Source organism: Pseudomonas sp. MH9.2 (assembly GCF_034353875.1).
Taxonomy (GTDB): Bacteria; Pseudomonadota; Gammaproteobacteria; order Pseudomonadales; family Pseudomonadaceae; genus Aquipseudomonas.
The window spans coordinates 2,913,736-2,929,050 of record NZ_CP133784.1; the positions used below are offsets into that span (position 1 = coordinate 2,913,736).

The window sequence follows — 15,315 nt, forward strand, 5'->3', positions numbered from 1 at the left end:
ACCCATGATCTGGGACTACCTGCAACACCTGTCGTTCTGGGACTGGCTGGGGCTGGGCACGGTGTTGCTGATTCTTGAAGTGTTCGGCGCTGGCGGCTATTTGCTGTGGATCGGTGTCGCAGCGGCAGGCGTCGGGGTTATCAGCTTTTTGATCCCCGCGCTGCCATGGACCCTGCAATTTCTGTTGTTCGGTCTGCTTTCGGTCCTGACGGCGTTGTATTGGTGGCGGCGTCAACGCAACGTGGTTCGTCCTTCGGATCAACCGGGTCTGAACATGCGCGGGCAAGAACTGATCGGGCACACGTTTGTGGTCCAGAGTGCGATTGTCGGCGGACGCGGAAAGATCAAAGTGAATGATGGCGTGTGGATGGTAATCGGCCCCGACTTGCCGGTGGGCAGTCAGGTGCGGGTAGTCAGACAGGAAGGCGCTATTTTGAGAGTTGAAGCTATATCCTGAGTCAGGTACGGAACTCCGACGAGGCTTCGACAATCCAATCTTTTAGAACAACCACGTCGGAGTCACCTATCATGCGCCTTAAGCTTGCAGTATTTACATTGGCTTTGCTTTCACTCCCCGTCGGGTCAGCAATGGCAGACGGATTCTTGCGAGACGTGCTTTCATCAGGCGCCACAACAGCTTCCACATACCTGACCTTCAGACATGACCGTAAGCTGATCGTTGCCGCTCAGGATGATGCGGGTAGCTTCGTCGCCAGCGAAGGTGGTATCCGCGGTCCGTTCCTGGAAGCTGCCATGGAACAGGTACGTACCGATAACCCAGGGCTCAAAGCCACGGACATGGAACTGGCGAACGCGATTCTGACAAAGAATCTGGTTGCCGCCGAATGATTCATGACTGACCGCTAGCGCACATTGAAATGCCGCTCATCGAGCGGCATTTTTTATGGCCACTACTTAGCGATATTCATCCACCGGCACGCAGGCGCAGAACAGATTCCGGTCACCGTAAACGTTGTCTACCCGGTTCACCGCGGGCCAATACTTGTGCAGCCGTGTATGCCGAGTGGGCGTGACTGCCTGGGCGATGCTGTACGGGCGTTCCCAGATGCCGGTGATGTCAGCCAGGGTATGCGGTGCGCCCTTCAACGGATTGTTTTCGCCAGGCCAACTGCCGTTTTGCACCTCGGTGATTTCCGCGCGAATACTGAGCATCGCCTCGATAAAGCGATCCAGTTCTGCCTTGGACTCACTTTCAGTGGGCTCGATCATCAAGGTGCCGGGGACAGGGAATGACATGGTCGGCGCGTGAAAACCATAATCCATCAGGCGCTTGGCGACGTCCTCTTCGCTGATCCCCGTTTGCGCCTTGATCGGACGCAAATCAATGATGCACTCGTGCGCGACGCGGTCATTGCGGCCGCTGTAGAGCAGCGGGAACGCGCCACCCAATTGCTGCGCCAGATAATTCGCGCTGAGGATCGCCACTTCACTGGCATCCGCCAATTGCGGGCCCATCATCGCGATGTACATCCAACTGATCGGCAAAATGCTTGCGCTGCCCCAAGGCGCAGCGCTGACAGCCGTATTCTGCGGGTTCGGCCCTTCCAGCGGGACCACCGGGTGGTTGGCCACAAACGGCGCCAAATGGGCGCGCACGCCAATCGGCCCCATGCCTGGACCGCCACCGCCATGCGGGATACAGAACGTTTTGTGCAGGTTCATGTGCGACACATCGGCACCGATGTCTGCTGGCCGGGCCAGCCCGACCTGGGCGTTGAGGTTGGCGCCATCCATGTACACCTGGCCGCCATGGCTGTGAATAATCTCGCAGATATCGCGAATGCCTTCTTCATACACGCCATGGGTAGAGGGATAGGTGACCATCAGGCACGACAACGTGTCCCCCGCTTCTTGCGCCTTGGCTTTCAAGTCAGCAAGGTCAACGTTACCCGCCTTGTCGCACTCAACGATCACCACGTGCATGCCGGCCATCTGAGCCGATGCCGGGTTGGTGCCATGCGCCGACGAAGGGATAAGGCAAATCTCACGCTTATCCTCATGACGGCTCAGGTGGTATTTGTGGATCGCCAGCAGCCCGGCATATTCGCCTTGCGCGCCGGAGTTGGGTTGCATGCAAACAGCGTCGAAACCGGTGATCGCGCACAGCCAGGCTTCGAGTTCGTCAATCATGGCGGTGTAACCGAGCGCCTGTTCACGTGGAACGAAAGGATGCAGATTGGCGAACTCGGGCCAGGTAATAGGGATCATTTCGCTGGTGGCGTTGAGTTTCATGGTGCACGAACCGAGGGGAATCATTGACTGGTCCAGCGCCAGGTCCTTGTTCTCCAGCTGCTTGAGGTAACGCAGCATCTCGGTTTCGCTGTGATGCATGCTGAACACCGGATGGGTCAGGTACGCCGAGGTGCGCAGCAACGCGCCGGGAATACCTGATTCCAGAGTTTCCGCGTCCAGTTCGGCGATGTTAAGCCCATGATCGGCCCCCAGAAATATATCGAACAGGCGCTCTACGGTCGCCTCGCTGCAACGTTCATCCAGGCTCAGCCCCAGCTTGCCGTCCCCAAGAATGCGCAGGTTAATCTGTACATCCCTGGCGCTGTCGAGGATTGCGCTCTGGCTACCGCCGACATCCAGGGTCAAGGTGTCGAAGAACCGTCTGTTGACCCGCTGCAGCCCTTTGCGCGCTAAACCCGCTGCCAGAATGGTGGTCAGCCGGTGAACCCGCTGGGCGATGCGCTTGAGCCCTTCAGGCCCGTGATACACCGCATAGAAGCTGGCGATATTGGCCAGCAAGACTTGCGCGGTGCAGATGTTGGAGTTGGCCTTCTCGCGGCGGATATGCTGTTCACGGGTTTGCAGGGCCATGCGCAAAGCCACGTTGCCACGCGCGTCTTTGGACACACCGATGATCCGCCCCGGCATTGCACGTTTGAACTCATCGCGACAGGCAAAATAGGCCGCGTGCGGGCCGCCATAGCCCATCGGTACGCCAAAACGTTGCGACGAACCAAATACCACGTCGGCGCCCATTTCTCCCGGCGGGGTCAGCAGCAACAGGCTAAGCAGGTCAGCCGACACGCAGGCCAGCGCTTGCTGGACATGCAGTTGCTCGATCAACGGGCGCAGGTCGCGAATTTCTCCGTGGGTATCCGGGTATTGCAGCAGCGCACCAAAGACCTTGTGCCTGGAGAGATTGTCCACCGAATCGATGATCAGTTCGAAGCCGAAACCTTGCGCCCGCGTCTGAACCACGGAAATAGTTTGCGGGTGGCAGTTTTCGTCGACGAAAAACAAGTTGCTTCTGGACTTGGCGACGCGCTTGGCCAGGGCCATGGCCTCGGCGGCAGCGGTGGCTTCGTCGAGCAAGGAGGCGTTGGCCAGTTCCAGACCCGTCAGGTCGATGGTCAGTTGCTGAAAATTCAACAGCGATTCAAGGCGGCCTTGAGCGATCTCGGGCTGATAAGGCGTATAGGCGGTGTACCAGCCAGGATTTTCCAGGACGTTGCGCACAATCACGGTCGGCGTGAGGGTGCCGTGGTAGCCCATGCCGATCAGGCTGGTCCACACCTGATTCTGCTCGGCGTAGCCTTTGAGCTTGGCCAGCGCGGCGTCCTCGTCGAGCGCGGCAGGCAACTCCAGCGCCCGATTGAAGCGGATGGCCGGCGGCACCGTCTGCTCGATCAGTTCCGTTCGGCTGGTCACGCCAAGTGTTTCGAGCATAGCCTGCTGCTCCCTGGCATCCGGGCCAAGGTGGCGCCGCAGGAAGACATTCGGGTCTTGCAACTGGCTCAAGGACGGCAACTGGGACATGACGGCGCTCTCTTATAAGACAAAGCCTCGACAGGTCGAGGCCTATTGAGTCTAGGAAGAGATTGCCATTTGTGTAGAGAAACTATCTATACACTGTTCACGCGGCCCTTCTTTGCGCTAAATCGTTACTCGCCAATCGCGCTTTTATAAGCCGCTGCGTCCAGCAGTTTTTCCATCTCGGCGGTGTTGCCTGGCTTGACCTTGAAGATCCACGCCCCGTATGGGTCGCTGTTCAACAGCTCCGGGGAGCCACCCAGGCCTTCGTTGGTCGCAATCACTTCACCCGACACTGGCGAGTAAATATCCGACGCTGCTTTAACCGACTCGACCACGCCCGCTGTATCGCCAGCGGCAAACACTGTGCCGATTTCCGGCAGTTCGACGTACACGACATCACCCAAGGCTTCCTGAGCGTGGTCGGAGATACCAACGGTTACCGTGCCGTCAGTTTCAAGGCGAGCCCATTCGTGGCTTTCGGCAAAACGCAGATCAGCGGGGATATTGCTCATATAGTCATCCTCTACATCAGGTCAGCGGAAAAACCGCCAGAGAAAGTTAGATCAAGGCTTTGCCATGACGTACGAAATTAGGTTGTACCACGCGAACCGGATACCACTTGCCGCGGATTTCCACCTCGGCCCGGTCAGCGGTCGCCATTGGCACACGCGCCAAGGCAATCGATTTGCTTAGCGTAGGCGAGAAACTACCACTGGTGATCTCTCCTTCGCCAACTTCTGCGATTCGGACGACCTGATGGGCGCGCAATACCCCGCGTTCCTCCAGCACCAGCCCGACCAGCTTGAGCTTCACGCCCGCAGCCCGCTCTTTTTCAACCGCGGTGCGCCCGATGAAATCACGCTCGGCAGGCTCCCAGGCGATGGTCCAGGCCATGTTGGCCGCCAACGGCGATACCTGCTCGTCTATATCCTGGCCATAAAGGTTCATCCCGGCCTCAAGGCGCAACGTATCGCGTGCGCCCAGGCCGATAGGCGAAATACCCGCGCCGACCAGATCGTTGAAAAACCCTGGGGCTTGAGCCGCGGGCAGAATGATTTCCAGGCCGTCTTCACCGGTGTAACCGGTACGGGCGATGAACCAGTCGCCTTCGCTGCGCCCTTCGAAGGGCTGCAGATGCTGGATCAATGCACCGCGTGCGCTGGTCACCAGTTCGGCGATTTTGTGTCGCGCGTGGGGGCCTTGAATCGCTAACATCGCGAGGTCGCTACGCTCGACCAGTTGGACCTCGAAGCCCGCCAGATGCGCGTGCATCCAGGCAAGGTCCTTGGCGCCAGTCGCCGCATTTACCACCAGACGATAACCGCTGTCGGTGAGATAGACGAGCATGTCGTCGATCACACCACCCTCGGTGTTGAGCATTGCACTGTACAGCGCTCGGCCAGGCTCAAGCAGGCGACCGACGTCATTCGCCAGTAAATACTGGAGCCAGGCCTTGGCCTGACTGCCAGCGATGTCGATGACGGTCATATGAGAAACATCGAAAACCCCACAGTCGCGGCGCACTTGATGGTGCTCCTCGACTTGTGAGCCGTAATGCAACGGCATATCCCAACCACCAAAATCGACCATCTTGGCGCCAAGTGCGACGTGCAGGTCAAAGAGGGGCGTACGCTGTCCCATGGGTTTCTCCTTCCGGGCGTGGCGAAGGTGCGGAGAGGCGCGACACCGGGCAAAGCCTCTAAAACAGAGGCTTCCAGCAGGTTTCAACGACCCGACGAGTCTGACAGACCGCACCGATTGCGGCGCATTGTATCCGCATGGTGATGGGCCCGCACCTAGCCGATCTGACGGGCCGAACGCCGGATCAAACCGATGACCGGTAGCAACCCCACCAGAATCAGGGTCAGCGCGGGTAACGCGGCTCTCGCCCACTCGCCTTCACTGGTCATCTCGAAGATTCGTACCGCCAGGGTATCCCACCCAAATGGACGCATCAGCAAGGTTGCCGGCATCTCTTTCAGCACATCGACGAAGACCAGCAGCGCAGCGCTCAAGGCGCCGGGCACCAGTAATGGCAGGTAAACCTTGAAGAACAACCGTGGGCCGCTGACCCCCAGACTGCGCGCGGCTTCTGGAAGCGAAGGCCGGATGCGCGCCAGGCTATTTTCCAGCGGCCCATAGGCCACCGCAATGAACCGCACCAGATAGGCCAGCAGTAATGCCGCCAGACTCCCCAGCAGCAACGGCTTGCCAGCCCCGCCGAGCAAAGTCGACAGCGGGATGACCAACTCGCGATCCAGATAGCTGAACGCCAGCATGATCGACACGGCCAACACCGAACCCGGCAGCGCATAACCCAGATTCGCCAGGCTCACGCCAGAGCGGATCGCCTGGGTCGGCGCCAAACGGCGGGCGAAGGCCAGGATCAGCGCCACACTGACAGTGATCAGTGCTGCCATGCTGCCCAAATACAGGGTGTGCAGGATTAGCCCGGTGTAGCGCTCATCCAGATCGAAGCGGCCGCGCTGCCAGACCCACACGACCAATTGCAGCAGCGGAATCACAAACGCGCAGACAAACACCAAGCCGCACCAGGCACTGGCGGCCAGCGCTTTCAAACCGCGCAGGTGGTACAGCGCCTTGACCCTGGGGCGCTCGTTACTCGGGCGGCTTGCACCACGGGCACGGCGCTCGCCATACAGCACGACCATCACTGCCAGCAGCAACAGGCTCGCCAACTGCGCCGCGCTGGAGAGACTGAAGAAGCCGTACCAGGTTTTGTAGATGGCGGTGGTGAAGGTGTCAAAGTTGAACACGGCCACGGCACCGAAGTCCGCCAGCGTCTCCATCAGCGCCAACGCCACACCTGCGCCTATCGCGGGCCTCGCCATGGGCAACGCCACTCGCCAGAACGCCTGCCAGGGCGATTGGCCGAGCACTCGCGCCGCTTCCATCAAGCCCTTGCCCTGCGCAAGGAACGCCGTGCGCGCCAGCAGATACACATACGGGTAGAACACCAACACCAGGACGATGATCACCCCGCCGGTGGATCGCACGCGCGGCAGGCGCAGGCCGCTGCCAAACACGTCGCGCAGCAGGGTTTGCACCGGCCCGGCGAAATCCAGCAGGCCGACGAAGACGAACGCCAGCACATAGGCCGGAATCGCAAACGGCAACATCAATGCCCAATCCAGCCAGCGACGGCCGGGAAACTCGCACAAGCTGGTCAGCCACGCGAGGCTGACACCGAGCACGGTCACCCCGATACCGACGCCCACGATGAGCTGCAAAGTGTTGCCCAACAGGCGCGGCATCTGGGTTTCCCACAAATGCCCCCAGATTTGCTGATCGATGGTTTGCCAGGACAGCAGCAACACACTCACCGGCAACAGCACCAACGCCGCGATGGCAAAGACCAGCGGGTACCAACGGCGTTGTGCGGAATGGGCCACGGAGGGTTCTCAAAAGAGGGGAAATACGAAAAGTGCCATCGCGGGCAAGCGCGCCTACAGCAGATTGCGACCTGTAGGCGCGCGTTCGCCCGCGATCCAGGCGACAGGGTATGCCTGGCTAACTCAATTCCAGCCAGCGCGATCCATCATGCGGATAGCTTCAGCCTGACGCTTGCCTGCCACTTCGACGGGGATAGTATCCGCCTTGAAGGCGCCCCAGCTGGCGACTTCTGCCGATGGCGCAACGGTTGGGTTAGCAGGGAACTCCTGATTGATGTCCGCAAAGATTTTCTGCGCTTGCGGCTTGGTCATCCACTCGACCAATGCCTTGGCCGCTTCAGGATGCGGTGCGTGCTGGGTCAAGCCGACGCCCGAAAGATTGACGTGAACGCCACGATCCGACTGATTGGGCCAGAACAACTTCACCGCCAGTTTCGGGTTCTGCTTGTGCAGACGACCGTAGTAGTAAGTGTTGACGATGCCGACATCACACTGCCCGGCGTTGATCGCTTCCAGCACAGCGATGTCATCGGAGAACACGTCGGTCGACAGGTTATTGACCCAACCCTTGAGGATATTTTCGGACTGCTCGGCACCGTGGGTTTCGATCAGGGTCGCCGTCAGCGATTGGTTGTAGACCTTCTTCGCCGTACGCAGGCACAGGCGCCCTTCCCAATTTTTGTCCGCCAGCGCTTCGTAGGTGGACAAGTCAGCCGGTTTTACCCGGTCGGTGGAGTAGGCGATGGTCCGCGCGCGCAGGCTCAGACCGGTCCAGCTGTGGGTGGACGAGCGGTATTGTTTAGGAATGTTGGCGTCGATCACGGGTGAGGTAAACGGCTGGAGAATGCCCATTTGCTCGGCTTGCCACAGGTTACCGGCGTCGACCGTGAGCAGCAGGTCCGCCGTGGCGTTCTTGCCCTCGGCCTTGATCCGTTGCATCAGCGGCGCTTCCTTGTCCGTGATGAACTTTATCTTGACCCCGGTTTCAGCGGTGTAAGCGTCGAATACCGGTTTGATCAGCTCATCGATACGCGATGAGTACACCACTACCTCATCGGCGGCCTGGGCGGCGCTGCCGAGCACTGTCAGTGCCAAGGCAGTCAGAATACGCTTGCTTACCTGCATGGGAGTGGTCTCGTGTCAGAAAATTGAGTCGAAATGGTAGTGAATCCCATTTGCCTTCTCAACCAAACTGACAGCGGAGCCGTTACCGGATGTTACGCCGCCCCCTACAACCGGGCCAGTTCAGGCAGGTCACCGGACAATCCCAACGCCTGACGCACGAACATCGCTTTGGCTTCCGGCAGGCTATCGACCCACTTCAGGCCGGTGTTGCGCAACCAGCGCAAGGGCAGTGGATCGGCCTGGAACAGGCGTTCCAAGCCTTCCATTGCCGCCATCAATGCCAGGTTGTGTGGCATGCGGCGGCGCTCAAAACGGCTGAGTACGCGAACATCGGCTAAGCGTTCGCCTCGGCTGGCGGCATGCAGCAACACTTCGGCCAACACTGCGGCATCCAGAAAGCCCAGATTGACGCCCTGCCCGGCCAGCGGGTGAATGGTGTGCGCCGCATCGCCAATCAATGCCAGGCCTTCGGCCACGTAGCGCTTGGCGTGCCGTTGACGCAATGGCACGCACACCCGCGGGTCAGCACTGAGCACGGTGCCGAGACGGCCTTCGAAGGCTTTTTCCAGGTCGCGGCAGAACTCATCATCGCCCAGCGCCATCAAGCGCTGCGCTTCGGTCGGGGTCACCGACCAGACAATCGAGCACCAATGCTCGCCTTCACGTTCCAACGGCAGGAACGCCAGCGGCCCCTCATCGGTAAAGCGCTGCCAAGCGGTGTGCTGATGCGAATCAGCGGTGCGCACGCTGGTGACAATGGCGTGGTGCAGGTAGTCCCACTCCCGGGTCGCGCACCCCGTGAGGCGGCGTACCGCCGAGTTAGCGCCATCAGCGGCGATCACCAGCGGCGCACGCAACACACGACCGTCGGCCAGCGTCAGCAGCCAATCGTCCCCGGAACGGCGCATCTGTTCGAGACGCGCGTTGGCCAGCAGCCCGATGTCACTGTCATGCAAGCGCTCAAGCAGAGCATCTTGAACCACGCGGTTCTCGACGATATGCCCCAGCACGTCGGCGTGCACGCTGGCCGCCGAGAAATGAACCTGCCCGGTGCCGCTGCCGTCCCACACCTGCATCTCGCGATACGGGCTGGCGCGGCGTGCGGCGATGCCGTCCCACACGTTCAAACGATCAAGAATGCGCTGGCTCGCTGCGGACAAGGCACTGACCCGCGGCTCGAACGCTGACTGCGGATCGAAGGGCTTGACGCTCAGCGGACCGCCATCGAGCACCAGAATTTCCAGGCCACTGTCCTTTAACGCCAGCGCAAGTGCGCTACCGACCATTCCAGCCCCGACAATCAGCAGATCTGCGCGCGTTTCCATGCTTTAAATCGTTCTCGCTTGTGGCCTAAGCCGTGTTTTAAGAATCCGCGCGTCACACATCGGATCGAGTTCCCAACCCCATGGCCTGACGGGCAAACCAGCGTTTGGCCGGCGGTAACAGATCCAGTCCCAGCAGGCCCAGATTGCGTCCGGCACCGACCAAGGGCTGGGAGCTGCCGAACAGTCGCGTGACCTGATCGGAGAAGCCCACGGTCAATTGCTGATCCAGTCGCTGACGCTCGCGATAGGCCTGCAACGTGGCGAAATCGCCAGGCATGCTTTGGCTCGCCAGCAGCGCCTCCGCCAGCGCATCGGCATCGCGCAACGACAGGTTGAAACCCTGACCGGCAATCGGGTGCAGGCTATGGGCGGCGTTGCCCAGTACCGCCAGATGCGGCCGCACTTGCTCTTCGGCCTCGACCAGCGTCAGCGGATAAATATGCCGCGCCCCGACCTGACGCAAAGCGCCCAGGCGATAACCGAACACGCCCTGCAGCTCGCTGAGAAAACTACGATCATCCAGATTGGCCAAGCGCTGCGCATCCATCCCCGCACGGGTCCAGACCAGCGCACAGCGGTTTTCCTGCAACGGCAGCAGCGCCATCGGGCCTTCTTCGGTGAAACGTTCGAAAGCCTGGCCGCAATGGGCTTCGCTCGGGGTGATGTTGACGATCAGCGCGCTCTGGTTATAAGGCCGCTGCCGGACGCCAATGCCTAATTGCTCGCGCAGGCTCGAGCGACCGCCGTCGGCAAGAATCGCCAGGTCGCACTCCAGCTCGGTTTCATCATCCAGGGTCAGCCGATAACCATCCGTCAACGGCTGCATGCGCTTGACCTCGGCCGGGCAACGCCAACTGATCACGTCTTTGTCCAGGCCTTGCCACAGGCATTGGCCCAGCCAGGCGTTCTCCACGACGTAGCCCAGCGCCGGAACGCCCTCTTCGATCGCCGACAAACGTGCTGCGCCGAAACGCCCACGGTCGGACACCTGGATCTGCAGGATCGGTTCGGCACGGCGGCTGATCTGCTGCCACACGCCCAGGCGCTCGTAGATTCGCCGGGCGCCAAACGACAGCGCTGACGAACGTGCGTCGTAGCTCGGCTGATACGCATCACCCGGTGCAAAGGGTTCGATCAGAACGATCTTCCAGCCGCGTGCCTTGGCGCCCGCCTGAAGGGCCAGCGCCAGACTGGCACCCACCAGGCCGCCGCCCACAATGGCAAGATTGACCCGGCTCATGCTGCCTCGACACGTGCAGCGGCCATCAAGGCCTCAATCTCGGCGACGGTTTTTGGCACGCCACCAGAAAGAATTTCACAACCGTGTTTAGTCACCACAACGTCATCCTCGATCCGTACACCAATCCCACGCCATTTCTTCGCGACGGTCTGATTATCCGGGGCGATATAAATCCCCGGCTCCACGGTCAGCGTCATGCCAACTTCCAGCACACGCCATTCGCCGCCGACTTTATATTCGCCGACATCGTGCACGTCCATGCCCAGCCAATGACCGGCGCGGTGCATGTAAAACGCTTTATAGGCCTCGTTGACGATCAAATCGCCAACGTCGCCCACCAGCAGCCCGAGCTCGACCAACCCGGCCGTAATGACCTGCACCGTGGCTTCATGCGCTTGGTTCCAGTGCTTGTCTGGGCCGATGGCGGCAAATGCGGCGTCCTGCGCTTTGAGCACCAACTCGTAGATCGCTTTCTGCTCAGGCGAAAATTTACCGCTGACCGGGAACGTCCGCGTGATGTCGCTGGCGTAGCAGTCGATCTCACAGGCCGCGTCGATCAGCACCAGATCCCCATCCTTGAGCAATGCGTCGTTTCCCTGATAGTGCAGGATGCAGGCATTGCGGCCCGAGGCCACGATGGAACCATAGGCCGGCATCTTCGCCCCGCCCTTGCGGAACTCGTAATCCAGCTCGGCTTCCAGACTGAATTCATGCAAGCCGGCACGGCTGGCCTGCATCGCGCGCACATGGGCTCGCGCTGAGATCTCGGCGGCGCAGCGCATGACTTTGACTTCTGCCGCTGATTTATACAGACGCATGTCGTGCAGCAAATGATCCAGCGCAACAAATTCGTTCGGCGGCTGCGCACCCAGATGCGCTTTGGAGCGAATCACATTGATCCAGTCCATCAAATGACGATCGAATTCAGGGTTGCTGCCCATAGCCGAATACACCCGGTCACGCCCTTCGATCAGGCCCGGCAGGATGTCGTCGATATCATTGATCGGGAACGCGTCGTCGGCCCCAAAGTCACGCATTGCGCCTTCCTGCCCGGCACGCAGACCGTCCCACAGCTCGCGCGTAGGGTTGCGTTCACGGCAGAACAGCACGTACTCGCCGTACTCACGGCCAGGGATCAGCACAATCACGGCTTCCGGTTCGGGGAAGCCGCTGAGGTACTGGAAGTCGCTGTCCTGACGGTAGACATGCTCGACGTCGCGATTGCGGATAGCCACCGCAGAGGCTGGCAAAATGGCGATACTGTTGGGCACCATCTGCGCCATCAGGGCTTTACGTCGACGGGCGTATTCCGACTTCGGGATATGGATCATAAGGCAGGTGAGGTCCCCTTTTGGGCGCCGCCGGCGATGCGCCTGGATCACAGGCTCAACGCCGGGAGCGCCAATGATGAGTAATCAATGCAAAGAAGGTTTCGGCTCAGGCACGGCGGGCTTGTTGCATTCGGTGAACAGTAACAGGGGGGCGACGCGCAAGTACTCCATCACTTCCATGTAGTCGGTCTCGCCGTCTTCGGAGTCTTCCAGCGCGTCCTGCACTTGAGCGACAGCGGCCAAATCCTGCAACACTTCCATGGCTTCGGTGCTGATCTCATTGTCGCGAGCAGTCAGCCCGAAACCCGCGAGGAAGCCCTGGCACCATTCGCCCAGCGCGATGGCGCGTTCGCCAAGCGGCGCGTCATCGCTGGGGAGCAAGAGCACAACCGTCATGTCGTCGCTGGTGAGTTCACCCTTGACCATTTCCTGTAATCCGATCAACGCCTGACGTACGTTATCTTCAGGCGCGGCGCCCAGTACTTCGGTCGCATCGACCATCCAGCCGTCGACATCGAAGCCGGCACCGGCACAACTGCGGCCCAGAAGAAAGCCGTGCAACTCGGCCGGAGAGACGGAATGACCGCTGCTGTTGAGCAGGGTGGCAAAAGCTTTGTACGGGGAATTCTGAATAGGCATGGGTAACTAGGCGCCAAGCGGCGCAATGTCTAGAATGGAGGTCTTGTATCCTAGGGCGTGCGGTCATTTATTTCCAGCGATTGCACCCGCAGACTCGCCAAGACTGTCGAAGCCGCTGTTTTTAGCGTGTCAAAACGCCAGCTGCTGCGCCATTCATCAGAAAGTATTCAGTGGGACACAATGGAAGACACCGATTTGCAAGCGCTGATGGCTCGACTGGAGTTGCTGATTAAGCGTGTCGAGCAACTTAAAAGCCAAAATGGACTCTTAGTAGCTCAGGAAAAAACCTGGCGCGAGGAACGCGCTCACCTCATTGAGAAAAACGAAATCGCCCGTCACAAGGTTGAATCGATGATTTCGCGCCTCAAAGCCCTGGAGCAAGACTCATGAGTTCAAATAACAGCGTTACCGTTCAGATCCTCGACAAAGAATACTCGATCATCTGCCCTCAGGAAGAGCGCACCAATCTGGTCAGCGCGGCGCGTTATCTGGACGGCAAAATGCGCGAAATCCGCAGCAGCGGCAAAGTCATCGGGGCCGACCGCATCGCCGTGATGGCGGCACTGAACATCACTCATGACTTGCTGCACAAGCAGGCAGTGCCTGACGTTCAAGCCAGTGGCTCGACCCGCGAGCAAGTACGCGATCTGCTGGAAAGGGTTGATCTAGTGCTGGCCACCGATCCGGAACCCAGCCAAAAGTGATTCTTGCGTAACGTTTCGGGTATACTTGCGACCGCTCCCTGGAGTGCTTGCCAGTCGGTCATGTCCCTGAGCCGATACGCACAACCACGGGGGTTGCACGTTGGGGACGGTGTGCATGTCCGCTTGACGGAAAGCCTTAAGTCCTCCTGCAATCTCCACCTTGAACTTTCGGGTTCAAGGGCTACACCGACAGCGGTTCGTCGGGGAGTCTTTTATTTCTGTCCATTGCCCGTCTCGCTGACTGGCAATGGTCATCACGCGTACGCCGCCGTGCCGTACTCGCTTCTGGATCAGCGCAGATGACCAATCCCGCGCCTCTTTCACGCCAGCAACTGCGCACTCAGTTGCGCAAGGCCCGTCGCGCCTTGAACCCAAGCCAGCAACGCCAGGCCGCTCTCGGCTTATACCGGCAGTTGGCGCAACATCCTCTGTTTCGCCGCGCCAGACACATCGCCCTGTATCTCCCCAATGACGGTGAAATCGATCCGCGCCTGATATTGCGTGCGGCTCAACGACGCGGCAAGAAAACCTATCTGCCCGTGCTCAGCGCCTGGCCGCGAACCAAGATGGTTTTCCAGCAAGTGCGCCACGGCGAAAAATTCAGGCCCAATCGCTTCCGCATCCCGGAACCCCACATCAATGCGGCAAAGCAGCGCACGATCTGGGCCCTGGATTTGATTTTCTTGCCACTGGTTGGCTTTGATGACGTAGGCGGTCGGCTGGGCATGGGCGGCGGTTTTTACGACCGCAGCCTGGCCTATCAGGCGCGCAGAAAGGCTTGGCAGAAACCCGTGTTGCTTGGGCTCGCACATGAATGCCAGAAGGTGGAGCGATTGGCGCAAGCCAGTTGGGATGTGCCACTACAAGGCACCGTGACGGATAAGCGCTGGTATTGAATGGCTGATCCGCCCCACGCCAGGCATGGGAGCAATCAGTGTCGCTGCAATGGTTTTTTCTGCTGTTGTACGATTTCAACCGGAGCATCAGCGTTGTTTGCCCACAGGCTTTGCGCGTAACCCGTAGTCACCACACCCAAACCGAACAAGAAAGCCAATACCCACAATACATCCGGTTTGCGTTTCATCGACTGCCCCCCCTTAGGCAAATCAATACGATGTCCGCTACGGTTTTTATAGGCCGTGCAGCAGCGCGATGCTTAAAATCCCGGGCATTCTCCGACAACGCGAACTGACACGCAAATGCTGGCGTCAACCGACCGTCGGTTAGTCATGAAATCGTTCAACAACTTGACCATTACCCGATTCAGGAGCGCAACCCATGGCCTACTGGCTGATGAAGTCCGAGCCGGAAGAACTGTCGATCAACGACCTCCAGCGTCTTGGCGAAACCCGCTGGGACGGGGTGAGGAATTACCAGGCACGGAACTTCCTGCGGGCCATGGCGCCAGGTGACACGTTCTTTTTCTATCATTCCAGCTGTGCGGAGCCGGGTATCGTCGGCATCGGACGCATTGTCGACGCTGCCTACCCTGACCCCACTGCGCTGGACCAGGGCGGCGCTTATTTCGACGCCAAATCCAGCGCCGCCAACAATCGCTGGAGCGCGGTGAATGTTGGCTTCGTCGAAGCGTTTCCGAAAGTCATTAAAATAGGTTATTTAAAGCAGCAGAGCGCGCTGGAACAGATGCCGCTGGTGCAAAAAGGTACCCGGCTCTCGGTCATGCCGGTGACGCCTGATGAGTGGGAAGCGATCCTGGCGTTACGTTGATCAAGCAGAACCCGGCAGTCACGA

General features: G+C 59.7%; 16 protein-coding genes and 1 other RNA gene. 7 read left to right on the top strand and 10 right to left on the bottom strand.

The genetic code is table 11. The features are described from left to right. The first annotated feature begins 7 nt into the window (after positions 1–7). Both RHM55_RS13725 and RHM55_RS13730 read left to right on the top strand, forming a co-directional pair. Positions 8–457, top strand: a complete 450-nt coding sequence (locus RHM55_RS13725; RefSeq protein WP_322182932.1) for an NfeD family protein — start codon at positions 8–10, stop codon at positions 455–457. A gap of 71 nt (positions 458–528) precedes the next feature. Further along, positions 529–849: a DUF2388 domain-containing protein gene (locus RHM55_RS13730; protein WP_322176926.1), complete on the top strand. Its 321-nt coding sequence runs from the start codon at positions 529–531 to the stop codon at positions 847–849. Between the two features lie 66 nt (positions 850–915). Here the strand turns inward: RHM55_RS13730 and gcvP are convergent, their stop codons facing one another. The 9 genes from gcvP to RHM55_RS13775 form a co-directional block, all read right to left on the bottom strand. Continuing rightward, entirely contained in the window at positions 916–3,789 is a 2,874-nt protein-coding gene (gene gcvP / locus RHM55_RS13735; protein WP_322176927.1) for an aminomethyl-transferring glycine dehydrogenase, read from the bottom strand. Between the two features lie 125 nt (positions 3,790–3,914). Beyond that, a complete protein-coding gene (gene gcvH, locus RHM55_RS13740) occupies positions 3,915–4,298 on the bottom strand; it encodes a glycine cleavage system protein GcvH (RefSeq protein WP_322176928.1) in 384 nt (127 codons plus the stop codon). A 46-nt stretch (positions 4,299–4,344) separates the two neighbouring features. After that, a complete protein-coding gene (gcvT, locus tag RHM55_RS13745; protein WP_322176929.1) occupies positions 4,345–5,427 on the bottom strand; it encodes a glycine cleavage system aminomethyltransferase GcvT in 1,083 nt (360 codons plus the stop codon). A 155-nt stretch (positions 5,428–5,582) separates the two neighbouring features. Continuing rightward, the gene (locus RHM55_RS13750) at positions 5,583–7,199 is read right to left on the bottom strand and encodes an iron ABC transporter permease (protein WP_322176930.1); all 1,617 of its coding nucleotides are present in this window, start codon (positions 7,197–7,199) and stop codon (positions 5,583–5,585) included. Positions 7,200–7,322: 123 nt separating this feature from the next. Continuing rightward, complete coding sequence (locus RHM55_RS13755; protein ID WP_322176931.1) at positions 7,323–8,324, bottom strand: extracellular solute-binding protein; 1,002 nt, start codon at positions 8,322–8,324, stop codon at positions 7,323–7,325. 104 nt (positions 8,325–8,428) lie between these two features. Further along, the gene (locus tag RHM55_RS13760; protein WP_322176932.1) at positions 8,429–9,649 is read right to left on the bottom strand and encodes a 2-octaprenyl-3-methyl-6-methoxy-1,4-benzoquinol hydroxylase; all 1,221 of its coding nucleotides are present in this window, start codon (positions 9,647–9,649) and stop codon (positions 8,429–8,431) included. Between the two features lie 52 nt (positions 9,650–9,701). Beyond that, the gene (gene ubiH, locus RHM55_RS13765) at positions 9,702–10,889 is read right to left on the bottom strand and encodes a 2-octaprenyl-6-methoxyphenyl hydroxylase (RefSeq protein ID WP_322176933.1); all 1,188 of its coding nucleotides are present in this window, start codon (positions 10,887–10,889) and stop codon (positions 9,702–9,704) included. Next, positions 10,886–12,220 (bottom strand): Xaa-Pro aminopeptidase, encoded by a 1,335-nt coding sequence (gene pepP, locus RHM55_RS13770; RefSeq protein ID WP_322176934.1) that lies wholly within the window; start codon positions 12,218–12,220, stop codon positions 10,886–10,888. Before pepP ends, ubiH begins: the two co-directional genes overlap by 4 nt. A gap of 84 nt (positions 12,221–12,304) precedes the next feature. After that, the gene (locus RHM55_RS13775; RefSeq protein ID WP_322176935.1) at positions 12,305–12,859 is read right to left on the bottom strand and encodes a YecA family protein; all 555 of its coding nucleotides are present in this window, start codon (positions 12,857–12,859) and stop codon (positions 12,305–12,307) included. A 180-nt stretch (positions 12,860–13,039) separates the two neighbouring features. Between RHM55_RS13775 and RHM55_RS13780 the strand changes: the two genes are divergently transcribed. The 4 genes from RHM55_RS13780 (at position 13,040) to RHM55_RS13795 (ending at position 14,459) form a co-directional block, all read left to right on the top strand. Next, positions 13,040–13,249, top strand: coding sequence for a TIGR02449 family protein (locus tag RHM55_RS13780; protein ID WP_322182934.1), 210 nt, complete (start codon positions 13,040–13,042; stop codon positions 13,247–13,249). Then, positions 13,246–13,563: a cell division protein ZapA gene (locus tag RHM55_RS13785; protein WP_219062964.1), complete on the top strand. Its 318-nt coding sequence runs from the start codon at positions 13,246–13,248 to the stop codon at positions 13,561–13,563. The genes RHM55_RS13780 and RHM55_RS13785 overlap by 4 nt, the downstream gene beginning before the upstream one ends. A 32-nt stretch (positions 13,564–13,595) precedes the next feature. Next, a non-coding RNA gene (gene ssrS / locus RHM55_RS13790) (6S RNA) lies at positions 13,596–13,774 on the top strand. An 88-nt stretch (positions 13,775–13,862) separates the two neighbouring features. Further along, positions 13,863–14,459 carry a 5-formyltetrahydrofolate cyclo-ligase gene (locus RHM55_RS13795; protein ID WP_322176936.1) on the top strand — a complete coding sequence of 199 codons (597 nt, stop codon included), beginning with the start codon at positions 13,863–13,865 and terminating at the stop codon, positions 14,457–14,459. A 35-nt stretch (positions 14,460–14,494) separates the two neighbouring features. On the opposite strand, the gene RHM55_RS13800 is transcribed toward RHM55_RS13795, so the two are convergent. Then, positions 14,495–14,647: a hypothetical protein gene (locus RHM55_RS13800; protein WP_322176937.1), complete on the bottom strand. Its 153-nt coding sequence runs from the start codon at positions 14,645–14,647 to the stop codon at positions 14,495–14,497. A gap of 194 nt (positions 14,648–14,841) precedes the next feature. Between RHM55_RS13800 and RHM55_RS13805 the strand changes: the two genes are divergently transcribed. Next, positions 14,842–15,291, top strand: a complete 450-nt coding sequence (locus RHM55_RS13805) for an EVE domain-containing protein (protein ID WP_322176938.1) — start codon at positions 14,842–14,844, stop codon at positions 15,289–15,291. Positions 15,292–15,315: the final 24 nt, after the last annotated feature.